Source organism: Staphylococcus durrellii (genome assembly GCF_015594545.1).
Classification (GTDB): domain Bacteria; phylum Bacillota; class Bacilli; order Staphylococcales; family Staphylococcaceae; genus Staphylococcus; species Staphylococcus durrellii.
The window spans coordinates 1327695-1350131 of record NZ_JADIIO010000001.1 but is presented as its reverse complement, the minus strand read 5'-3'; the positions used below and the strand labels follow the sequence as shown (position 1 = coordinate 1350131).

The window sequence follows — 22437 nt, the reverse complement described above, 5'->3', positions numbered from 1 at the left end:
ATTATTTGATTATTTAAAGCCAAGATGGTTTATTGCCTTCACTATTAGGTTTATTAATACCTATATTTTCTTTTAAATATAATTCTGGATCTTTAGCAATATTGACGATAACAGCAGCAACACTTTTTCTTGAAACTTCTGTGCCTTTAAATGGTTCATTTTTAGCGGTAATTTCGTAATCTATTTCATTTTTATGACTTAGCCATGCTGGTCTTAAAATCGTATAATCTAAATCAGAAGACTCTATAATATCGGCAGCTGTACGATAAACTTTTAATTTATCGCTAATTTGATCATTAACCCAGTTGCCAAATTTACCGGGTACTTCGGCATATATACCTAATGCAGTAACAAATACGAGACGTTTTACGTTTTTATTTTCCATTGCTTTTGCTATTACAGTTGCTTCTTTATCTAGTTCTCCTGATAAACTTGCTACAACAAAATCTACGTCGTCCATTGCGCTTTCAACGTCATCATAATTTGTCGCATCGCCTTCACGCACTCTAATACGATCTGATGCGTAGTCTGGCAATCTATTAGCATCTCTTAAAAATAATCGTAAAGTATAGTTAGTATTTTCTAAAAATGAATTAATAGCAGCTTTAGCTACTGCCCCATTGGCCCCTAATATTAAAACTCTTCTCATTATCTCACTCCTACTTAAAAAAATTTAGTTAACTATGCTGTTTATAGATAACTAGTAAGTTTAATTTTTATTTATTATATTTTAAAATTTGTATGGTTTTAAGCACTACATTACTCATTACATTTACCATAATACAGTTAGACGTATTAATCTAGTATTAAACGCTATTTAGATATTGAAATTATGATGTTAACAATAAATCATTATTATTATATTATTGTACAATTTTTAACATTAGTAAAATAAAAGGTCAGTGTTATTGATACTTTCGCTGAATTTTTATTTTATAAATAGCACTATATGGCTCGATTCCCTAAAGCTTTTTATGCCTATAGCCTTCAACGCGTCCCGTTTTTAATAAACCTCGCCATAAAGATTATGTCAAAATATAAATGTTATTTCTGGAGAATTTTACAATTAATACAGTTGTATGATTGATTGATCTTCAACAGTAGTTAAGTTAAGGTGTTAAAAACTTATTAATTGTTAGAATCTGTTTCAATAAAATAATCAGTCAAAAGTAAAAAAACGATTGCTATTGGCATAACATAGCAATCGTTTTTAGTTCAAGTCTTATAATGTATAAATTATTACTGGATAACAGGGTTTTTACTTTTCTTGATTTTTAAATATTGTGAAATGCTATAAACGATAATACCTAACCAAATAAATATAAATGTAATAAATTGATGTATATCAAACGGCTCTTTAAAGACGAATACACCTAATACAAACATAATTGTTGGTCCAATATATTGGATGAAACCAGTTAGTGATAATGGTATTCGTTTTGCACCTGCTGAAAATAGTATAAGTGGAATTGCAGTTACAGCACCAGAAAATACAATCCACAATGATGATATGTTCATTCCAAAATTGCTGTGGCCTTGTTGTATTACATACCATAGATAAATTAAACCGGCTGGCGCAGTAACGATACATTCAATTGTAATGCTGCTTATTGCATCAATCGGTATTAATTTTTTTAGTAGACCATATATGCCAAATGAAAATGCTAATAATAATGAAACGTACGGGAACTCGCCGATTTTTATCGTCATATATAATACTCCAATCAAAGCTAACACAATGGCAGTCCATTCAAATTTATTAAAGCGCTCTTTTAGAAAGATAAAAGCTAATAATATACTTATAAGCGGATTTATATAATATCCTAAACTTGATTGTAATACATGACCATTAGTAACTGCCCAAATAAATGTCCCCCAGTTAATAGTAATTACGTAACCAGCAGCAATAATAGCAATCAGTTGCAATGGTTGCTTTATTAATTGGTTCACATTATTAATAAAAGGTTTTGTTTTATTTGAAATAATTACAATTAAAATCATAAAAATCATGGAAAATACTATTCTGTATGCCAATATTTCAAAGGCAGCGAAACCATGTATTAAGTCCCAATATATTGGTAAAACGCCCCATAAGAAGTATGCTGCGAAGGCAAATAATATACCTCTTTTAAATTCATTTTTCATATAGACACCTCCGCTAATATTTATTTAATTTTTCGGTTGTTTTGCTCCCCAATATTGGAAATACGTACATTCAATATAACCATTAAATAATTTTCTTCTTTTTGTAGCTTTTTTATTTGTTAAAAACTCAAACTCTTTATTACTTGTTAAAATGTATGATGATAAATATGGATGCTCATGCATTAATTTACCTAAATATTTATACATTTCTTCTACTTCAGCTCTATCACCGATACGTTCGCCATATGGTGGGTTACCAATTAATGCTATCGAATCTTCCGTATCAATCGTTAAAGTATTAACGTCTTTAACGCTAAATTGAATAATATCACTCAAGCCTACCTCTTCAGCATTTCTTTTAGCTATTTCAATCATTTCTGGATCAATATCAGAAGCATAAATCTCAACATGACGATCATAATCTGCAACACTTTCTGCTTCATTACGCATTTCATCATATAAATTTGAAGGTATAATATCCCATGATTCTGAGACAAAATCTCTATTAAACCCAGGTGCAATATTTTGAGCAATTAAACATGCTTCAATAGCAATAGTACCAGAACCACAGAAAGGATCGATTAAAGGTGTATCACCTTGCCAATTAGCAAGCCTAATTAAACTTGCAGCTAAAGTTTCTTTTATTGGCGCTTCACCTTGAGTAATTCTGTATCCTCTTTTATTTAATCCTGAACCTGAAGTGTCGATTGTTAATAAAGCCTTATCTTTTAAGATTGATACTTCTACAGGATATTTGGCGCCTGTTTCGTTTAACCAACCTCTTTCATTGTAAGCAACTTTTAAACGTTCAACGATGGCCTTTTTAACAATGGCTTGGCAATCTGGCACACTAAATAATGTTGATTTAACACTTTTACCTTGTACAGGAAAACTGCCATCTTGGTCTATAAAAGCTTCCCAGGGTAAGGATTTTGTTTGCTCAAATAAATGATCAAATGTAGTGGTTGTGAATTGTCCTACTACTATTTTGACTCTATCTGCAGTTCTCAACCACAAGTTACATTTTACTATTGCAGTTTCATCTCCTTCAAAAAATATTTTGCCGTTCTCTACTGTTGTTTCATAGCCTAATTCTTGTATTTCTTTAGCCACAATTGATTCAAGTCCCATTGGGCATACAGCTAATAATTTATACATATTGTTTCTCCTTAAAAAATTATATATTCTATCGTATCAAAAGTTGTTTTAAATAGATATTAGTTGAACCTTTAAAAATTTTAATTATAAGATGTCAAATTTAAAAAAGCTCTCCGAAATGGGAGAGCTTTGCAACTAGTGATGATATTTTTGTAAGCCATGTTCTGTACCATTGTACTCATAACGTGTACTAGTCACACTGGTACGCAGGTGGTAACCATCTGTCTACACTTCTTTTATATAGTAAAAGAATGTCTCGTTTATACGTTGAATTCCGCTAAACAAGTGCTCCTACCAAATTTGGATTGCTCACTCGAGGGGTTTACCGCGTTCCACCTTTTATATTTCTATAAAAGCTACGTCACTGTGGCACTTTCAAACTATTTTAACCATATTGAAACAACTTAGGTTATTTCGTTGCCGTCAACTTAATGCCTTGACTTATTGTTTCGTCAAGCACGAACACTACAATCATCTCAGACTGTGTGAGCATGGACTTTCCTCTATATCGCTATAGCGATTACCCAAAATACCATCTTTAAGATTGTATCACTTTATTTAAAGTTAAACAATCAAATTAGAGTAGGTTTTGAAAAAATCAAAACCTACTCAATTATGTACTGGCACTAATTAAATTCAGTTTAAAGTAAACCTACTTACCGAATACTGCCTTTTCTAAATTAGAAATACGTTTAAGAATATCCACGTTATTATTACTGTTGTTATTATTGTTATTACTGTTTGATGAGAAGTTTTTATTTTCTTGTGGTCTTGTTGTCGCAACGCGTAATCTTAAGTCTTCAAGTTCTTTTTTAAGTTTACTATTTTCTTCGGAAAGTTTCACAACTTCATTATTTAAGTCGGACATTTTTTGATAATCTGCTATTATGTCATCTAAAAATGCGTCAACTTCTTCCCTTCTGTAACCACGAGTCATCGTCTTTTCGAAATCTTTTTCGTAAATATCTTTTGCTGATAGTTTTAATGAAACATCTGACATTTTTCTCTCCACCTCATTCAAAACTTTGTTCTTGAGACCATTGTAAATCGTTAATGAACGCCGTTAATTCATCAAACGTCACTATGTCACAAGTATAGTTTGTTTTATTCTTAAATTCAACTAACTTTGTTTTAAAAAACTTTGGGCTTGCTTCTTGTTCTTCATCATAAATTAAAATTGTTTGATCTGTATGGTCTAACATAAATTGATCTGCTTGTTGAAATTGATGAGGTCCTTCATATGTAGTATGAAAAACGCTATCCACAAAATCGGCTTGTTGTTCCATTTGAATATATTTACTTTTGTTTACATCATTCCATCTTTCTGTATGACCATAAAAAGGCGTAATTACACCTAATTTCAAATCAGGAAAACTAGCTTTTAAGGATAATACAACTTCAGCTGCCCATAGTTCTATACCAAGCTGACCCTGTACTAATACCCATTCTAATCCTTCGTCAATCAACTGTTTTAACTTATGTTCGATAAATTGCTTTAAATAATATACTTCGGGGGCGTCATCTTTGAAAATATTTAACTCAAAAGGTTTATAACCAGTTATATAAATTGTTTTGATCATAACGTCAACTCACTTCTGTGAATATATCCTAAATCATATTGCACAGCCTTTAGTTTTTCCATGAACAACTTTCTACTAGTTCGTTTAAAATGACATTCAACTGATAAAGTTTCAATATTAGAAATTAAAATTTCAAATTTCTGTTTATTCATATAAGTTAAACTTAGTATATCAGCCTCGTGTAATTTAATTTGAGTAATTAAATTATCAATATGAGTAGTAAAAGGCTTGACTACCTCATAAAAATTATAGTCCCCTTGTTCTTTGGCAATCTCATAACGCGTTTGCATAAGTTGTACATCATCTATTAAGTCATCAATAAATTGTGACATGAGATAACCTCCTACACAATAAATTTACCATAAAAGGCATTTTGAGTCATTTATAATGTTAATTTATATTTAAATTAAATTTATGACATTACCATTAACAATGATTGTTTAATTTTAGAAAGAGCGTTAAAATATATAAGGATGTATGTAGTGTTAAATACATACATATTTATCCTTTCTCATGAGATAGTATAATCACTTAAATTCATATATAATTGAAAGAAGTAATTTGAATTTGAGACGAGTGTGGTGAAAAAGCATGAATTATCCCAATGGCAAACCATTTAATGTAAATAAGGCTCAAGTCGGACGTAATCAATCAACTGATTCTAGTAATATTGATTACGGTGGTAGAGGTATGTCACTAGAAGGTGATATTGAGAAAAGCAATACTTATTATTTACATCACGGTGTTGCTGTAATACATAAGAAGCCAACACCAGTTCAAATTGTTAACGTCGACTATCCAAGGCGTAGTAAAGCCGTGATTAATGAGGCTTATTTTAGAACACCTTCAACAACCGACTATAATGGCTTGTATGGTGGCCATTATATAGACTTTGAAGCAAAAGAAACTAAAAATAAAACTTCCTTTCCACTAAGTAACATTCATGAACATCAAGTAAAACACATGGAGGCTTGTAATAAACAAGGTGGAATCGTATTTTTATTAATACGTTTCAAATCGCTGGATAAAGTCTTTCTTTTGCCGTATTCTAAGTTTGAATTCTTTTGGAATAGATACAAAAATAACATTAAAAAGTCTATAACGGTTGAAGAATTTACAAAAAATGGTTACTATATTCCTTATCAGTATCAACCACGATTGAATTATCTCAAAGCAGTTGATAAGTTGATATTAGATGAAAGTGAGGACCGCGTATGACGGAAAATAAAAGGACTTCCGATTCAAATAATAATGGAAAGTCCGAGAACAAAAAGAATAGAAATATCAAGCGTACAGTCATTAAAATCATTGGCTTTTTGATAATTGCTTTTATTATATTAGCGCTTGTAGGTATTTTGTTATTCGCTTACTATGCATGGAAAGCACCAGCATTTACCGAGTCGAAATTACAAGACCCTATCCCAGCTAAGATATATGATAAAGATGGCGATTTGATTAAAACAGTGGATAATGGCCAACGTCGTGCTCATGTGGATCTTGATGAAGTACCAAAAAACATGAAAAGTGCAGTATTGGCAACTGAAGACAATAGATTCTATGACCATGGTGCTTTAGACTATAAACGTCTATTTGGTGCTGTTGCGAAAAACCTTACAGGTGGTTTTGGTTCACAAGGTGCATCAACGTTAACACAACAAGTTGTTAAACGTTCATTCCTTACAGATCAAAAATCTATTGCACGTAAAGCACAAGAAGCATACTTATCTTATCGTTTAGAACAAGAGTATAGTAAGGATGAAATTTTCCAAATATACTTAAATAAAATTTATTATTCTGACGGTGTTTACGGTGTCAAAGCCGCAGCTAAGTATTATTTCAACAAAGATTTAAAAGATTTAAATTTAGCTGAATCAGCATATTTGGCAGGTTTACCTCAAGTACCAAACACTTATAACGTTTATGATCATCCTAAACAGGCTGAATCAAGAAAAGACACGGTACTTTATCTAATGCAATATCACCATAGAATAACTAAGAAGCAAAAAGAAGAGGCTGAAAAAACGTCACTTCAAGATAACCTTGTTAAACGTACTGACAAGCAACGTCAAGTTTCTGACAAGAATGAGCATCCAGAATATGACGCTTATATTAACTTCGTTAAATCAGAATTAATGAATAATCCAGAATTCAAAAATAAAAACTTAGGTTCTTTATTAAACAGTGGTATTAAGATTTATACGAATATGGATAAAAATGCTCAATCTACATTGCAAGAACGTATTAACAATGGTAGCTACTACAAAAACGGTGATCAACAAGTTGGTTCATCAATTGTAGATAGTAAAACTGGCGCATTAGCAGCAATTTCTGGTGGCCGTAACTATAAAGATGTCGTAGATAGAAACCTAGCAACGGATGCACACCCTACTGGTTCTTCTTTAAAACCGTTCTTAGCTTATGGTCCTGCTATCGAAAATATGAACTGGGCAACTAATCACTCTATTAAAGACGAAAGTTCTTATCAAGTAGACGGTGTAACATTTAGAAACTATGACACTAAAGGTCATGGTACAGTTAAAATTTATGACGCATTGAGACAAAGTTTCAACATTCCTGCGTTAAAAACGTGGCAACAAACAGTACAAGATGCTGGTAAAGATGCACCGAAGAATTTTGCTAAGAAAGTTGGCTTAGATTATAGTAGTGATATAGGTCCTTCTGAAGTACTAGGTGGTTCAGCATCTGAATTCTCACCTACACAACTAGCTTCAGCATTTGCCTCAATTGCAAATGGAGGCACTTATAACAATGCGCACTCTATTAAGAAAGTTGTTAAACAAGATGGAGACACGGTTGAATATGATCATACTAGCCATCAAGCTATGAAAGATTCTACATCTTACATGCTTGCCGAAATCTTGAAAGGTACATTTGAAGCTTATGGTTCAGCATATGGTAATGGTGTCAAAGGAATTAACTTAGCTGCCAAAACTGGTACAGGTACTTATGGTCAAGAAACGTATCAACAGTACAACCTACCTGACGATGCAGCAAAAGATGTTTGGATAAATGGATTTACACCTAAATACACTATGTCAGTGTGGATGGGCTTCAATAAAGTCAAACAAGGTGGTACCAATTCATTTGTCGGTCATACTGAGCAAGAATATCCACAACATCTATTAAAAGATGTTATGTCTCAAATCAACCCTAAAGATGGTGGAGATTACAAAAAACCAGATTCAGTTGGTGGAGACGATAAAGATAGCTTGTACATTAAAGGCCATAAAGATGATAACACTACTAATAACAAACCAACTGGTCAAGGTGGAAGTAGTAGTTCAAATTCATCAAGTTCAAGCAGCAACTCAAATAATTCTAATAGTCAAAGCAGCGGCAACTCTAACAGTCAACAAGGAAACAGTAATTCTAACAGAAGTGCCAATGCATTAACTAAATTATTTACTTTTAATTAAATAATAAAAAGCTCCGGCCTCAATTATTGAGACCGGAGTTTTTTTGCCTTATTTGATAGGATGCATTCATTTTTATTAACTCAGATTTTAATGTTTTCATTTGACGATAGCCCATAAAATGATATTTTCTCTGTTGCATATATTGATATCTTTCTCGAAAATTCATAGGCACGACTGGTAATTGTTCTAGTTCATTTAAATTTATTGTTTGAATACTATTTATTTGTTTAAAATAATTTATTATCAAATCAAAATAATTATCTAAATATGTTTTAGCCGTAGCTGACTTCAGTTGTTTCTTCTGTGCATAAAAGTCTAATTTTGTTTCTAAATTATTAAAGTCATCTTTTGTTATCACATGTTTCACGCTTCTTTCAGTGTCGCTTTATAACGTTTTTGACCTTCTCTACAATCTTCAAATAGTGGACAAATATCACATTTTGGACTACGTGATAGACAATGATATCTACCGAAAAATATCAATTGGTGATGCGTTTTATTCCAACGATCTCTTGGAACTACTTTGCATAATTTATCTTCTACTTGTCTCACATTATCCTTCCAACGACAAATACCAAGACGTTTAGATACTCTTTCAACATGCGTATCAACTGCTAATGAAGGTTCGTCAAAGGCAACACTCATCACAACGTTGGCAGTTTTTCTACCAACACCAGCCAAGCTCTCTAAGTCGTCATGTGTTTGGGGTATCTGGCCGTTAAATTTATCCAATAACGATTGGCATAGTTTTTTTATATTTTTAGCTTTATTTCTATATAGTCCAATCGTTCTAATATCATTTTCTAATTCGGCAATATCTACGGCTATATAATCTTCTGGACGTTTATATTTTTCAAAAAGAGGCTTTGTAATTTTATTGACCGCATTATCAGTAGTTTGTGCAGATAGTAATACTGCGATCGTGAGTTCAAAAGGATTATCATGAACAAGTTCACATTCTGCATTCGGAAACATATTAGCTATGACGTCTATCATATTTAAAGCCTTTGTATTACTTACCATCTGGTGAACCTCCATTTAGCCAATCAACTTTAGGAATATTTTCTACAGTATGTTTCATTTTTGGTTGATTGTATTGTTGACTTATCTTTTTAGAATCTTCTATTGTCTTCACATTATTCTTCTTCCAGTTTAATAAAATGCGATCTAAATATTTAAATGATAATTTGTTTTGACTAGACGCTTCGTCTAAAGCGGCTTGAATAACATCTAAATCATGCTCATCGACATCGATCCATTGATTTAATGTTTCCATTTCAAATGGTGACAATGGTCTGCCAAAAGTTTGTTCAATATTTTGAAACAACTTATTAAAATCCATTTGATTTTGTTCGGCTTTTTGTGAGATTTCAGTTTGTTCAATAATAGTGCTTAATTTATTATAAAAAGGATCTAAATCCATATATTCAGTAAATTTACCTTCTTCATCTTTACGGACATTGAGATTTAGTAAATCACGCTGAATTAAATTTTGAATGATTGCAGTGATTTGTCTCGCTTCTAATGTCGTACCTTGTTGTAATGTTTCAATTGATGGTTGTTTGTTTGACGTTTCACCAGCGTGAAGCAGTTTAATTAAAATAACTAATTCTGTTTCATCAATATCAAGTTCATTGTAATGGTAAAGGAGTTCTTTACGAATAACGACTGGTCGTATCTTTAATTGATGTGCATTCACTCAACATCCCTCCTTTTTTAATAATTTATATATGATAAAAAAGTCCAGCCTTAATGAGATGACTGGACAATTTATGTTATATTTTATGGATATAAGCGATTTAACAGTCTTGGGAATGGTGATGTTTCTCTAACATGTTCCACTCCAGATATCCATGCAACTGCACGTTCTAGACCTAAACCAAACCCACTGTGAGGTACGCTACCATACTTACGTAAATCTAAATAATAGCTATAGCTCTCCGCGTCTAACGCATGTTCATTCATACGTTGTTCCATTAATGCTAAATCATTAATACGTTCTGAACCACCAATGATTTCACCGTAGCCTTCAGGTGCGATTAAGTCGGCGCACAAAACAGTGTCTTCATTTTCAGGGTTAGGTTGCATATAGAATGGTTTAATATTAGTTGGATAGTTTGTAATAAATACTGGTAAATCATAATGATTAGCGATTGCGGTTTCATGAGGCGCTCCAAAATCTTCGCCCCATTCAATATCATCGAAACCTTCTTCTTTTAAGAACTTAACTGCATCGTCATAAGTTATTCTTGGAAATGGTGTAACAACGTTAGCTAATTTTTCTGTGTCACGCTCTAAAGTTTTAAGTTCGATAGTACAATTTTTTAATACCGATTGAACGATGTGCGTAACATATTGTTCTTGTACTTCTAAGCTATCGTCATGGTTGTAAAATGCCATTTCTGGTTCAATCATCCAGAATTCAATTAGATGGCGACGTGTTTTAGATTTTTCAGCTCTAAAAGTTGGACCAAAAGAAAAAACTTTACCGTGTGCCATTGCTGCAGCTTCCATATATAATTGCCCACTTTGAGATAAAAAGGCATCTTCGTCAAAATATTTAGTATGGAATAACTCACTAGTGCCCTCTGGAGCGCTTGCTGTTAAAATAGGAGGATCGATTTTAGTGAATCCATTATTATTGAAAAATTCATACGTAGCGCGAATAATTTCGTTTCTAATTTTCATTACAGCATGTTGCTTTTTAGAACGTAACCACAAGTGTCTGTGATCCATTAAAAATTCAGTTCCGTGATTTTTAGGTGTAATGGGATAATCATGTGCTTCATCTATTACTTCTATTGTTTTAACTTGCATTTCGTAACCAAGGTCTGAACGTGTATCTTCAGTAATAACGCCAGTAACAAAAAGTGAAGATTCTTGCGTAATATTTTTTGCTAATTGAAAAGTATCTTCTGAAACTTCAGCTTTAACTACAACGCCTTGCATAAACCCTGTACCATCTCTAAGTTGTAAGAAAGCTATCTTACCACTCGAACGTTTGTTGTGTAGCCAACCACCAATTGTCACTTCTTGGTTAAGATATTTTTTTGCTTCTTTAATTGTTGTCTTCATAACCAGTCTCCTATAATTAATTTATCCTTATATATTTTAACAAAATCATTACATAACATCTAGTTAATTAAATTTAGAGCGACGTTAATTTTTTATTTTATTTAGTAAACGATGAAATTGTTTAATGTCACCTTTGTTTTGCCTGAAGTTTTCTAAAGATTGTTCGAAAAAGTGCTTATAATTACTATTAATTAGTCGGTCATCAAATGATACTAATATACCTTTGTCCTCTTCATTTCTTATTAAACGTCCAATACCTTGTCTAAAGCGAGTCACAGCATCTGGTAAAACATATTCTTTGAATGTTGATGTAAATTCAGATTCCATCAACCAAAATTTAGTATTATTTTGATTCATAAAAGGCAATTTTGCTATCATAACGCACTTAATACCATTAGATTGAAAGTCAAAGCCTTCAAAGAATGTTCCCGTACCTAAAAGTATGGTTTTATCGAAGCTATTAAATTGCTGTACTATTTTATAATTTTGATTAGGTTGTTGCGTCAAAATAACATAATCTTCAAATTCAGGTAGCTCATTTAATAATTCTTGTACGAGGTGCATCATTTTATAGCTTGTAAAAAGTATTAAACATTTGGACTCTATGACATTCACATATTCAGTAACATAATTAATTATTGATGATACATAATCATCAATATTTTTATAGTTATACGAAGCGACATCATTCGGTATAAATACTGTAGTTTGATTTTCATTATACACTTTATTATCGATTTCATAAGTATTAAATGATACGTCTTCGTTAAACCAATTCTTAAAATTATTAAAAGAATGATTAAAAGTTAACGTTCCCGATATAAATGTTAAAGCATTAAATTTATTTAACACTTGTGACGTTAGGACATCTTTAACATTATAGTCTTTCACGTGCAATTTAATCGTTGATTTTTGTGACATATTTTTAATTGATAAGTAACTTGTATGTTTATTTTTCAAACTATATTCAATCGCTTTAAAACGGTCGTTAATATAAAGTAATTGTTTTCTTACAGATTTAATCATTTTATGACTCATACCATTAAAAAATTCGAGCGACATATTTAGTTTATGAATAATTGTAGATAAATCTTTAATTATTGGTTCGCTATCAAAATGATATACAAAATGAAGTTTATTCATATCATCAGCGTGAACTTCTGAATTTCTTATCGTTAAGAAGATAGTATCAAACAGTTGTTCATTTAAATCATGTATCTCATTTATAGTAACTTTTAGCCCAAACACATCTATAGGTGGGATATCAAGTTTTTCTAAAATACGTTTTTGTTCTAAAGTATCTATGGATTTTAAGAGTTTTTCATTTTCAGTTTTACCAATTAAGCCGAGTTGATACTTGACATCCGCATAACTTAATTCATTAGTTACTTGATTTAAAGCATAATCTGGCAATCTATGTGCTTCGTCGATAATACAATCATCAAATAATTGGTATATTGAATCGTCTTGTGAAGAATGAATTAAATGAGCATGGTTCGTTATCCCAACTTGGATATTATGTGCGTTGCGTTTAATAAAATTATAATAATTAATGTCATTTCGTACTGGAACATAAGTTTCTAATTTTTGGTCAAAATACATTTTTTGACCGCCTTTTAAATTTAACTCTTGGATATCACCAGTATCTGTTTCAGTAATCCATATTAATAATTGCATTTTCAATATCCAAACTTCGTAATTACTAGATTCATCTTTTAAAATTTGGCTAATTAAACCTAATGAAATATACTCATTTTTACTTTTGATAAGTGTGGTATTAACGTTAAAATTTAAAGCCTGCTTAATCATAGGTATATCTTTTTCTAATAATTGATTTTGTAATAATTTAGTATTCGTTGAAATCATGACATGTTTGCCTGTTTCAATGTTATACATTAAGGCTGCCAGTAAATAAGCAAAAGATTTACCGCTACCTAGAGGTGCTTCAATCATTGCTTTACTACTATGCATAAGTTGTTCTAATATAATTTCTGATAAATAAAGTTGTTGTGGCCTATACATCATATTTAAATGTTCGATTATCTTTGTATACAATTCTTTCAATGTGCCATTGTAATCTAAATGAGGCATTTTAAAATCTTTTTGTTTTTTATAAATTAGTTGTTCAAATTTGGCGAATTGTTGTGGTGTATCCGTAATTTTATGAGCCCTCACTAATTCAAACAAAATATCATGTAAATCGTATTTAAGGTTTTTACTTAAATAATATAGTTGCTTTAGTGTATCTAGTGGTAATTTAGCAAACTTTTCAAAAGCCAAAATCATTAATTTGGCCGTAGTAGTGGCATCCTCATCCGCCCTGTGAGCATTATTCAAAGGAATGTTATGTGCTTCAGCAAGTTCACTAAGTTGGTAACTTTTGTCTGTTGGAAATGCCACCTTAAATAATTCTAAAGTATCTAATACTTTACGAGGTTTATATTTGATATCACAATTTTTAAATGATTTGCGGATAAAATTCAAATCAAAAACCACATTATGTGCTACAAAGATACAATCTTTTAATTGATTATATATATCCTCTGCTATTTCTTGAAAATATGGTGCCTGTGTTAACATATCTTCTTCAATTGAAGTCAATGCTTGAATGAATGGAGGAATTTCTAAATCTGTTTTTATCATAGAATGATAAGTACCGATAATTTTGTTTTCACGCACGAAAGTAATACCGATTTGTATTATTTCATCAAAATCCAATTGGTTTCCTGTAGTTTCTAAATCAACTACAGCGTAACACGGTTCGGCCATTATATTATCCTCCTTTTTAGTCTATAATTCTATATCAGCACTCATTAGCTTTTTTGTTTCACCTGAATTATCTTTAACAATTAAAAAGCCCTCTTTATCGATATCGATTGCTTTACCATTAAATTGTACATTGTTTTCGGTGAATTTTAATTCTTTACCCCAGATGTTTGAAGCCTTTATGTACTCGTCGCGTATTGCTTCGAAGGAGTGAGTATTAAATTGAGCATAACGGTATTCAATATTAGTGACAAGGGATTTTAAAAATTGATAACGATTCACCTTTTCTTCACTGTGTAGCGCTATACTCGTTGCTTTATCTTTTAATTCTTCGATGAAATCATTAGCATGATGATTCATATTAATACCAATACCACAAATCACTGCTTCTATACCATCACTATTAGCAACCATTTCAGTTAAAAAGCCACAGACTTTTCTGCCCTCTATATATATATCGTTTGGCCATTTAACAGTAACTGTATCATTAGAAAACTGTTGTATTGCATCTCGAATACCTAAAGCCATAAATAAGTTGAATTTAGTAATCATCGAAAATGCGACTTCGGGTCTTAAGACGATCGACATCCATAATCCTTTACTTTTGGCAGACGTCCATGGTCTGTTGAATCGTCCTTTACCTTGAGTTTGTTCATCACTTAAAATTAAAAATGATTCTTTATTACCCACTAATTGTTGTTTAGCTTGTAATTGAGTAGAGTTAATCGTTTCATAAACTTCTATATTGTCGAAAAGACGTTGCTCTTGAATCAATGGAATAACGATGCCTTTATACCATTTATCTGGTAACGTAATAAGCCTATGACCACGATGGTTTATAGATTCAATATTACAACCTTCATTTTTTAGCTGGTCAATAATTTTTTTAACTGAAGTACGTGATATATTAAGCTGCTCTGCGATATATTGTCCTGATACATATTCAAGTTGGTGTTGATATAAAATATGAATGACACTTTGACTATATTTTGACATGTTCTTTCACCCATTCTAAAATTTTAGGTTTATAATTAGTTAAATTACCATCAATAACAGCAATTTCAATGTTTCTTAGTGCATCTTTGATCCAAGGTCCACTACGTTGTTCGAGATAATCTATTAAGTCTTTTCCTGTTATATCTAGTTCTTGTCGATTTTTAATAGGCATTTCCTGTGCGATTTGTCTTAAAAGTTGCTCATTATAAATTAGTGGTGACGGTAACGCAATATCATTTTGTTTGAAAGTTTGACTATAAGACAAAATGGTTAAGTTGTGTTGTAATCCATAATCATAAATAGTTAATTTAAGTTCCTGTTTTGTATTTATAGTTTGAAGTACTGTTAATAATTGTGTAAAGGTTTGTATTTCTTTTTTGTCATTATTGCTTATTTTAAGTTGTGCTAATTGTGCGTTAACATTTGATAATTTACTTTGAATTAATGCTATAAATAAATTAAATGGTAGCGGTTCTTTTATTATAATGTGACGCATATCATAATGACTAAAGAACGGTATATAAGCAAATGCATTTAAAGTTAATAAATTCTTAAAACTTACAGCTACGTTTTTTCCCGTAATTAATTTTTTGAATTCTACAATTATGCGTTCTATAGATAAATATTCGATATTTTGAATTTGTTGTAGCATACCGTCAAAAGTTTCATTATCTAATGTAAAAGCTAATTGAGATTGAAACCTTAAACCTCTAATAATTCTAAGTGCATCTTCTTCGAAACGTTCTACGGCATTACCTACTGTCTTAATATTATGCGCATCAATGTCATCTTTACCATTAAAATAATCTATAATATTGTATGATTCATCCATTGCAATTGCATTAATTGTGAAATCACGGCGTTTAACGTCTTCATATAAATCGCGTACAAAAATTACATCATTAGGTTTACGATGATTAATATATTCGCCTTCAGTTCTAAATGTAGTTATTTCATAACTTTTATTATGAAATAATACATTAATCGTACCATGTTCTTTGCCAATCGGTATGGTTTTAGAAAACATTTCTTCTATTTCATCTGGTCTAGCACTTGTAGTTATATCTATATCATGGATGTCTTTATCCATTAAATAATCTCTTACGGAACCGCCTACAAAGTATGCTTCGAAACCTTGTTCTTTAATTTTTTTAATAACAGGTTTAGCATCTTCAAATAATATATTAGTCATGATTACCCTCTAACATTTGTCTATAATAGTATTCGTATTGGTCTGTAATTAAATCAGATGAGAAACGTTGTTCAATATCATAAAGCATAGCTTGTTGTAACTGGTTGTATAATGAGGAATCATTCAGTAATTTAAGTGCATATTGACTCGCTTGTAAGCTATCACCTACATCTACAATGTAACCAGTCTCACCGTGTTTGATTACCTCTTTGATACCTCCAGCTTTGGAACCAATTGGCACAACACCAGATTTCATTGCTTCTAAAAGCGTTAAACCGAAACTTTCTTTTTCACTTAATAATAACACTAAATCGGCTAATTGATAAAACTCACTTACCCAATCTTGTTTACCTAAAAAGATTACATGCTTTTCTACGTTTAAATCTTTTGCGAGTTGTTTCATGTCCATTAATTCGGGGCCATCTCCTATTAATAATAGTTTAGACGCCATTTCTTCATGAATCTTGGCAAACGTTTCTATAACAGTGTCTATACGCTTGACCGCTCTAAAGTTTGAAACATGGATGATGACCTTTTCATCTTCCTCGATATCATAATATTGTTTTAAATTAGTATTTCTAACTGTAGGGAATTCATTTTCTCTCACAAAATTATATATAGGAACAATGTCTTTTGTTGTTTCAATAATTTCTTGAGTTTGTTCAGCCAAAGATTTACTTACACTTGTTACAATATCACTTTGTTCAACACCAAATTTAATCGCATTTTTCAAAGAATGATCATAACCTAACACGGTAATATCCGTTCCATGTAAAGTCGTCATGATTTTAATATCTTTCCCCGACATTTGCTTAGCCAAAATGCCACATACAGCATGAGGTACAGCATAATGCATATGTAGAACATCTAAATCATACTCAGTAATTACTTCAGCTATTTTAGTACTTAAAGTTATGTCGTATGGAGGGTATTGAAATACAGCATATTGATTAACTTCTACTTGGTGGAAAGTAATGTTTGGTAGAGGTTTACGAATTCTGAATGGAATATTAGAAGTTATAAAATGTACATCGTGGCCTCTCTCGGCTAATTTAATACCCAATTCAGTAGCAATGATACCTGAGCCACCCATAGATGGATAGCAAGTTATTCCTATTTTCATAAGGATTTTACACCCTTTCTATCAGTCGTAGCGATTTTTATCGCGTTTGTTATATTTATCCATCGTTTCGTTAAAACTTTCGGTCATATCTATATCTAACGAATTTGCAATACATAGCAATACAAAGAGATTATCTCCTAATTCAGCTTTAATTGTATTAGCATCTTCAATATCTTTTTTCTTTTTTTCACCATATAGATGATTAATCTCTCTAGATAACTCTCCAACTTCTTCAGTTAAACGAGCTAAATTTGCTAAGGGAGAGAAATAGCCAGTGTTAAATTGACCAATAAACGTATCGACTTCTTTTTGCATTTCTGTCATTGATTTCAATTTAGTCGCTCCTTTTAAATTCATGTCTCATTTAGTATAGACTAAATCAAATCACTATGCATTAATGATGCAACGTCAATATTGTATTATTTTAAATCTGTTATAGACAAAAAAAACACACCTTTTCAAAAGAAAAGGTGTGTTACTATAAAAAATGATTAATCGCTAGATCTTGCAATAAGAATAAATCTAACAAGTTCTGCTAAAGCTACTGCTGTTGATGCAACATAAGTCATTGCAGCTGCAGACAATACTTTTCGAGCGTGTTTATATTCATTCTCGTTCACAATATTCAATTTAGTGATCTGTTTCATAGCTCTGCTACTCGCGTTAAACTCTACTGGCAATGTGACAATAGAGAACAGTACTGCAAATGCCATGAAGGCAATACCAATCCATAGTGCAGTAGTACCTATCGCACTTTGCATGCTAGTCAAAATAATGCCAGCAATAATTGCGATATAACCCACTGAATTCCCTATAGAGGCTAATGGCACTAAAGCCGTTCTAAATCTTAAATAGAAATAGCCTTGTGCGTGTTGAATGGCATGACCAACTTCGTGAGCAGCTATTGCTGTTCCAGCAACAGATGGACGACTGAAATTGGCTGGCGATAAAACAACGACTTTCTTACGCGGGTCGTAATGGTCAGTTAAAAAGCCCTGGCCTTCAACGACATCAACATCATAAATGCCATTTGCATGAAGAATCTCCAATGCAACTTCTTGACCTGTCTTACCACTAGTGGATCTTACTTGTGAATATTTTTCATAGTTTGATTTGACTTTGTGCTGCGCCCACAATGGTAGGAGCATTAAAATAACAATATATATAATATAAGATACTAAAGACAAAAATCCTCACTCCTTTGTACTATTATTTTACTGTCAACGTTAAAAATGGTCAAATGTTTTACTCTTAAAAGTGCGCCATAAATATAATAATATTGCTATAATACTTAACCACATTGATAAATATGCTATTGCACTAAGGTGTTGTTCAATAAATGGATAATACGGGTATTGTTTAAATATATAATCTATAACATCATTGTGGAATACCCATATCATTGCGACAACTAAACCAATAACAGTTACTTTCATTCGAGGATAGAAAATGATTGCTTCTATCGCCATAATCCCATGAGAAAAAATTAACATTAAACCATTAAGAAAAATTTGGCGCTCATCAATAAACATTATAATATTCATTAAGACTGCCCATACACCGTACTTAAACAAAGATACGAAAGCTAAGGCTTCTATAATAGCAATATTTTTATTGGCTATAAAAGCTAAAATAACTAAGCATAAAAATAATGAAGCGGTTGGACTGTCTGGTACGAACATCAAAAACTGCCAATCGGTAACACTTAATTGTGTATCATACCAAATATAACCATATATAGTCCCTGCGAGATTACAAATTAATAATATCCATAATGCTATTTTATTATAAATGAGCGCGTTAATAATTGTTTTAAGAGGCATAATACGTTCCTTTATGGATTTGAATTTCTTGATTTAAACAACTTTAAAATTTGTGATAATTGATAAAACTGTTCCGGTTGCCTAAATTGTAAACTTAGATCAATATTATCTTGCAAATGTTGTATAATTGAAGATTCGTAATGGGTAGACAATGGGATAGTATATATATCATTCATATAAATGGTATAATATGGCGATTTTAATAGTTGATATACTAATAGTTCATCAAGTCGACGTTCCCTGTCACTGTTTTGAGCAAAGTTAATTTTAATATCTAACGACAAATTAGAATTAGCAATGAAAGTAAAAATTTCATTGCTATTAATAAGTGTACTATCTGTAGTTTTTAAAGTAATTGCATCTTCTTTAGCATCAATTATTGAAAGCTCTAACGTATTGTGATTGGTTATTCTGTCATAAACAAAATGAAGATTTTCAATTTGTTGAGTTGAGCTTTTAATGTAGTTTAAAACCCAAACGCTAATCCTAGACTTAAATTCATATTGAAACAATAAATATTCTATAAAGTTAGTCTTCATTTGATTTAAACTCGTAGTCATTAACGCTCACCTCACTTTGTAATAATCTTATTGTAAACGTTGAGATTCTTCATGCCAAGTTTCATTACTCGGTTCAATTTCTAATAATTGATTTAAAATTGATTTTGCAGAGTCTATTTGACCAATCTCTACTAAATAATAATAATAGTCGCTTAGAAATTCGGCTTGTGTTTGTAAGGTTGGATAAGCAAGATTAAAGAAATGTTGTGCTTCTTTATCTCGTTCTTCTTGACCAAACGCATACGCTAAATGCCACATAAATACTGGGTCTAAGTCTTCTTCATCAACATATTGTAAAAGAGATATGAGTGATTCATAATTCTCTTCACTTCTAAATAAATCACTCAAAATGAGTAAAGGTTCTTGATATGAATTATCCACATCAAGTGCTTGTGTCAATAATGATACACCTTCATTTGCATCTCCATGATCAATTTCTAATTTACCGGTAGTTACCATTAGTTCTTTATAAAATTGACTTAAACGTAAACCTTCTTTACCAATTTCTATAGCATCTGCATAATTATGTTCTTGTTCATGCAACTGCTGTAAGAAAAAATAGCCTTGTAAAAAGTCTGGATCTTTAGATAATAACGTTTGGACGAGTTTAATCGCTTCTTGTGTCAATTCATTTTTATCGTAGGCGATCGCTTTTTTAAAGTAATCCTCTGAATTCATTTCCTCGTCACTAATTTCGTCGAACATTTTAATCGCGTCACCATAGTTACCACTTTGTAAACTACAATCTGCAATGCGTGAAAATAAATTAACGCCATTAATTTCGTATTCACCAGTTTCAAGTACTGTTTCATATTCAGATGTAGCTCTTAAATATTGGCCGTCATAATATAATATTTCTGCCAAAGCAAAGTGAATAATCGGATCATTAGGTTGTAAGTCACGTGCTTCAGTTAATTTATCGATCGCTACTTCTAGCATATTGAGTTGTTGATACAAATCAGCTTCAAGCATTAATTTTTCTGGTGAAATTTCTACTTCAGTTAAATATTCTAACGCTTCGTCTGTTTGATCTTCTGCGATAAGACCATCAATCAGATAAATTAATAGTTCACTTTCATCCGGATATTTATTATAGAGTGTTCGAAAAACTTCAATAGCTTGAGGTGTTAAACCAAAGCCGAACAAAGTCTCACCTAAAATAAATAATGCGTCATCATTGGTAGAACTTAATGCATCATTAACACGAGTTTCTAAGTTATCCAATTTTTGTACGTTGATATCGTCTATAAGTTTATAGATATCTTGCATATAGATTATCCCTCGTTTTCTAATTGTTTTAAAGTTGATAAGAATCCTGGGAATGAAACATTAACTGCATTAAATTGTTCAATAGTTAGTGGCTCAGTAGTTAATAATGAAGCAATTGCCAACATCATACCTATACGATGATCAGTAAAACTGTCTACCGTAGCAGTTTGTTCTAAATTAGAAGGATGTATAATTAATCCATCACTTGTTGTTTGTAACGTAAAGCCTAATAAATTCAACATATTTGCTGTAGTGTCGATACGGTTAGTTTCTTTGAACTTCAATTCTTCGGCATCTTTGATGACACTGCTATTTACCGCTTGAGTACATAATAACGCAATAATAGGCATTTCATCTATTGCTTTAGGAACTAAGTCTCCTTCTATATGAACTCCTTTAAGATTTGGAGTGTATTGAACACGAACTGATGCAGTAGGTTCTGGTCCTTCTATGACATTAAATAATTCAATGTTCCCTTCCATTTTTTCAACGATATCTATAATACCTGAACGTGTAGGGTTAATGCCAACATTATGAATTGTAACATCACTGCCCGGTGTGATTAAACCTGCCACAATAAAATATGACGCCGACGAAATATCACCTGGAACGGTAAAATAAGCAGGTGTAATATGTGAAATAGCATTTGGTTGAGTATGGAGTGTTTTACCGTTTACTTCTATTGGAATATTGAAATGTTTAAACATTGTTTCAGTATGATTTCGTGTAATATCGCTTTCTTCAATAGTTGTAATTTCATCTGAAAATAAACTAGCAAAAAGTATGGCGCTTTTAACTTGTGCACTTGCAACTTCCATTTGATAATTAATGCCGTATATTTTAGCTGGTTTGATAATTAATGGTGTATAGTTATCGTCAATACCAGTAATATGAGCTCCCATTGAAGTTAGAGGTTTCATAATTCTATCCATTGGTCTTTTGCCAATAGATTCATCACCAGACAAAACTGATTCGATACCTAATCCACATAGTAATCCCGCAACAAGACGCGTTGTTGTACCAGAATTACCAGTATAAAGAACTTGGTGCGGTGTTTTAAAATGCTTATACCCTGGAGAGTCGATATCAATTTTATCCTCTGAAACTGTAATTTCAACGCCTAATCGTTTGAAAATTTCTACTGTACGTATACAATCTTCGCCTAATAAAGGTTTATATATCGTGGATTTACCTTTAGCTAATGACCCCAATATAATACCTCTATGTGTCATAGATTTGTCTCCAGGTACCTCAATTTCGCCCACTAAAGGACTATTTATGTTTATCGTTTCACTATTGCCCAATATAGTCAC

At 31.7% G+C, this 22437-nt stretch carries 22 protein-coding genes and 1 other RNA gene; 2 read left to right on the top strand and 21 right to left on the bottom strand.

All coding sequences use genetic code 11. From position 1 onward, the window contains the following. Positions 1–13: 13 nt before the first annotated feature. From ISP02_RS06595 to ISP02_RS06565, 7 genes are all read right to left on the bottom strand, one after another. Positions 14–649, bottom strand: a complete 636-nt coding sequence (locus ISP02_RS06595) for an SDR family oxidoreductase (protein WP_195720793.1) — start codon at positions 647–649, stop codon at positions 14–16. 590 nt (positions 650–1239) lie between these two features. Next, positions 1240–2145 (bottom strand): EamA family transporter RarD, encoded by a 906-nt coding sequence (rarD, locus tag ISP02_RS06590; protein ID WP_195720792.1) that lies wholly within the window; start codon positions 2143–2145, stop codon positions 1240–1242. 24 nt (positions 2146–2169) lie between these two features. Continuing rightward, positions 2170–3303, bottom strand: coding sequence for a THUMP domain-containing class I SAM-dependent RNA methyltransferase (locus tag ISP02_RS06585; RefSeq protein WP_195720791.1), 1134 nt, complete (start codon positions 3301–3303; stop codon positions 2170–2172). A gap of 148 nt (positions 3304–3451) precedes the next feature. Continuing rightward, an RNA gene (gene rnpB, locus ISP02_RS06580) (RNase P RNA component class B) lies at positions 3452–3835 on the bottom strand. Positions 3836–3955: 120 nt separating this feature from the next. Beyond that, positions 3956–4303: a cell division regulator GpsB gene (gpsB, locus tag ISP02_RS06575; RefSeq protein ID WP_195720790.1), complete on the bottom strand. Its 348-nt coding sequence runs from the start codon at positions 4301–4303 to the stop codon at positions 3956–3958. Positions 4304–4316: 13 nt separating this feature from the next. Then, positions 4317–4883, bottom strand: a complete 567-nt coding sequence (locus ISP02_RS06570) for a DUF1273 domain-containing protein (RefSeq protein ID WP_195720789.1) — start codon at positions 4881–4883, stop codon at positions 4317–4319. Beyond that, the gene (locus ISP02_RS06565) at positions 4880–5215 is read right to left on the bottom strand and encodes a DUF1798 family protein (RefSeq protein WP_195720788.1); all 336 of its coding nucleotides are present in this window, start codon (positions 5213–5215) and stop codon (positions 4880–4882) included. The genes ISP02_RS06570 and ISP02_RS06565 overlap by 4 nt, the downstream gene beginning before the upstream one ends. A 259-nt stretch (positions 5216–5474) precedes the next feature. On the opposite strand from ISP02_RS06565, the gene recU reads away from it, so the two are divergent. Then, entirely contained in the window at positions 5475–6101 is a 627-nt protein-coding gene (gene recU / locus ISP02_RS06560; protein WP_195720787.1) for a Holliday junction resolvase RecU, read from the top strand. Then, complete coding sequence (locus ISP02_RS06555; RefSeq protein WP_195720786.1) at positions 6098–8320, top strand: transglycosylase domain-containing protein; 2223 nt, start codon at positions 6098–6100, stop codon at positions 8318–8320. Before recU ends, ISP02_RS06555 begins: the two co-directional genes overlap by 4 nt. A 19-nt stretch (positions 8321–8339) precedes the next feature. On the opposite strand, the gene ISP02_RS06550 is transcribed toward ISP02_RS06555, so the two are convergent. From ISP02_RS06550 to aroA, 14 genes are all read right to left on the bottom strand, one after another. Next, on the bottom strand, positions 8340–8678 hold the full coding sequence (locus ISP02_RS06550) for a YpoC family protein (protein ID WP_195720785.1): 339 nt from the start codon (positions 8676–8678) through the stop codon (positions 8340–8342). Positions 8679–8683: 5 nt separating this feature from the next. Then, positions 8684–9343: an endonuclease III gene (gene nth / locus ISP02_RS06545; RefSeq protein ID WP_195720784.1), complete on the bottom strand. Its 660-nt coding sequence runs from the start codon at positions 9341–9343 to the stop codon at positions 8684–8686. Continuing rightward, entirely contained in the window at positions 9333–10019 is a 687-nt protein-coding gene (locus ISP02_RS06540; RefSeq protein ID WP_195720783.1) for a DnaD domain-containing protein, read from the bottom strand. The genes nth and ISP02_RS06540 overlap by 11 nt, the downstream gene beginning before the upstream one ends. Before the next feature lie 83 nt (positions 10020–10102). Further along, on the bottom strand, positions 10103–11395 hold the full coding sequence (gene asnS, locus ISP02_RS06535) for an asparagine--tRNA ligase (RefSeq protein WP_195720782.1): 1293 nt from the start codon (positions 11393–11395) through the stop codon (positions 10103–10105). An 84-nt stretch (positions 11396–11479) separates the two neighbouring features. Then, on the bottom strand, positions 11480–14164 hold the full coding sequence (locus ISP02_RS06530) for a helicase C-terminal domain-containing protein (protein WP_195720781.1): 2685 nt from the start codon (positions 14162–14164) through the stop codon (positions 11480–11482). A 21-nt stretch (positions 14165–14185) separates the two neighbouring features. Next, positions 14186–15157 (bottom strand): biotin--[acetyl-CoA-carboxylase] ligase, encoded by a 972-nt coding sequence (locus ISP02_RS06525; RefSeq protein WP_195720780.1) that lies wholly within the window; start codon positions 15155–15157, stop codon positions 14186–14188. Continuing rightward, positions 15144–16349 (bottom strand): CCA tRNA nucleotidyltransferase, encoded by a 1206-nt coding sequence (locus ISP02_RS06520; RefSeq protein ID WP_195720779.1) that lies wholly within the window; start codon positions 16347–16349, stop codon positions 15144–15146. The genes ISP02_RS06525 and ISP02_RS06520 overlap by 14 nt, the downstream gene beginning before the upstream one ends. Next, positions 16342–17472 carry an N-acetyl-alpha-D-glucosaminyl L-malate synthase BshA gene (gene bshA, locus ISP02_RS06515; protein ID WP_195720778.1) on the bottom strand — a complete coding sequence of 377 codons (1131 nt, stop codon included), beginning with the start codon at positions 17470–17472 and terminating at the stop codon, positions 16342–16344. The genes ISP02_RS06520 and bshA overlap by 8 nt, the downstream gene beginning before the upstream one ends. A gap of 21 nt (positions 17473–17493) precedes the next feature. Then, complete coding sequence (locus ISP02_RS06510) at positions 17494–17805, bottom strand: nucleotide pyrophosphohydrolase (protein ID WP_195720777.1); 312 nt, start codon at positions 17803–17805, stop codon at positions 17494–17496. A 158-nt stretch (positions 17806–17963) separates the two neighbouring features. After that, positions 17964–18659 carry a zinc metallopeptidase gene (locus ISP02_RS06505; RefSeq protein WP_195720776.1) on the bottom strand — a complete coding sequence of 232 codons (696 nt, stop codon included), beginning with the start codon at positions 18657–18659 and terminating at the stop codon, positions 17964–17966. 39 nt (positions 18660–18698) lie between these two features. Further along, positions 18699–19295: a DUF1405 domain-containing protein gene (locus ISP02_RS06500; RefSeq protein WP_195720775.1), complete on the bottom strand. Its 597-nt coding sequence runs from the start codon at positions 19293–19295 to the stop codon at positions 18699–18701. Between the two features lie 11 nt (positions 19296–19306). Continuing rightward, entirely contained in the window at positions 19307–19855 is a 549-nt protein-coding gene (locus ISP02_RS06495) for a YpiB family protein (protein ID WP_195720774.1), read from the bottom strand. Between the two features lie 27 nt (positions 19856–19882). Beyond that, positions 19883–21124, bottom strand: coding sequence for a tetratricopeptide repeat protein (locus ISP02_RS06490; protein ID WP_195720773.1), 1242 nt, complete (start codon positions 21122–21124; stop codon positions 19883–19885). 5 nt (positions 21125–21129) lie between these two features. Further along, positions 21130–22428 carry a 3-phosphoshikimate 1-carboxyvinyltransferase gene (gene aroA, locus ISP02_RS06485; RefSeq protein ID WP_195720772.1) on the bottom strand — a complete coding sequence of 433 codons (1299 nt, stop codon included), beginning with the start codon at positions 22426–22428 and terminating at the stop codon, positions 21130–21132. Positions 22429–22437 lie beyond the last annotated feature (9 nt).

Coding starts and splice junctions, on each gene's coding strand:
- ISP02_RS06555 (WP_195720786.1), top strand. CDS start 6,098: ATGACGGAAAATAAAAGGACTTCCGATTCAAATAATAATGGAAAGTCC.
- ISP02_RS06500 (WP_195720775.1), bottom strand. CDS start 19,295: ATGCCTCTTAAAACAATTATTAACGCGCTCATTTATAATAAAATAGCA.
- ISP02_RS06570 (WP_195720789.1), bottom strand. CDS start 4,883: ATGATCAAAACAATTTATATAACTGGTTATAAACCTTTTGAGTTAAAT.
- ISP02_RS06595 (WP_195720793.1), bottom strand. CDS start 649: ATGAGAAGAGTTTTAATATTAGGGGCCAATGGGGCAGTAGCTAAAGCT.
- ISP02_RS06495 (WP_195720774.1), bottom strand. CDS start 19,855: ATGACTACGAGTTTAAATCAAATGAAGACTAACTTTATAGAATATTTA.
- nth (WP_195720784.1), bottom strand. CDS start 9,343: ATGGTAAGTAATACAAAGGCTTTAAATATGATAGACGTCATAGCTAAT.
- bshA (WP_195720778.1), bottom strand. CDS start 17,472: ATGAAAATAGGAATAACTTGCTATCCATCTATGGGTGGCTCAGGTATC.
- gpsB (WP_195720790.1), bottom strand. CDS start 4,303: ATGTCAGATGTTTCATTAAAACTATCAGCAAAAGATATTTACGAAAAA.
- rarD (WP_195720792.1), bottom strand. CDS start 2,145: ATGAAAAATGAATTTAAAAGAGGTATATTATTTGCCTTCGCAGCATAC.
- asnS (WP_195720782.1), bottom strand. CDS start 11,395: ATGAAGACAACAATTAAAGAAGCAAAAAAATATCTTAACCAAGAAGTG.
- recU (WP_195720787.1), top strand. CDS start 5,475: ATGAATTATCCCAATGGCAAACCATTTAATGTAAATAAGGCTCAAGTC.
- ISP02_RS06565 (WP_195720788.1), bottom strand. CDS start 5,215: ATGTCACAATTTATTGATGACTTAATAGATGATGTACAACTTATGCAA.
- ISP02_RS06520 (WP_195720779.1), bottom strand. CDS start 16,349: ATGACTAATATATTATTTGAAGATGCTAAACCTGTTATTAAAAAAATT.
- ISP02_RS06490 (WP_195720773.1), bottom strand. CDS start 21,124: ATGCAAGATATCTATAAACTTATAGACGATATCAACGTACAAAAATTG.
- ISP02_RS06530 (WP_195720781.1), bottom strand. CDS start 14,164: ATGGCCGAACCGTGTTACGCTGTAGTTGATTTAGAAACTACAGGAAAC.
- ISP02_RS06585 (WP_195720791.1), bottom strand. CDS start 3,303: ATGTATAAATTATTAGCTGTATGCCCAATGGGACTTGAATCAATTGTG.
- ISP02_RS06525 (WP_195720780.1), bottom strand. CDS start 15,157: ATGTCAAAATATAGTCAAAGTGTCATTCATATTTTATATCAACACCAA.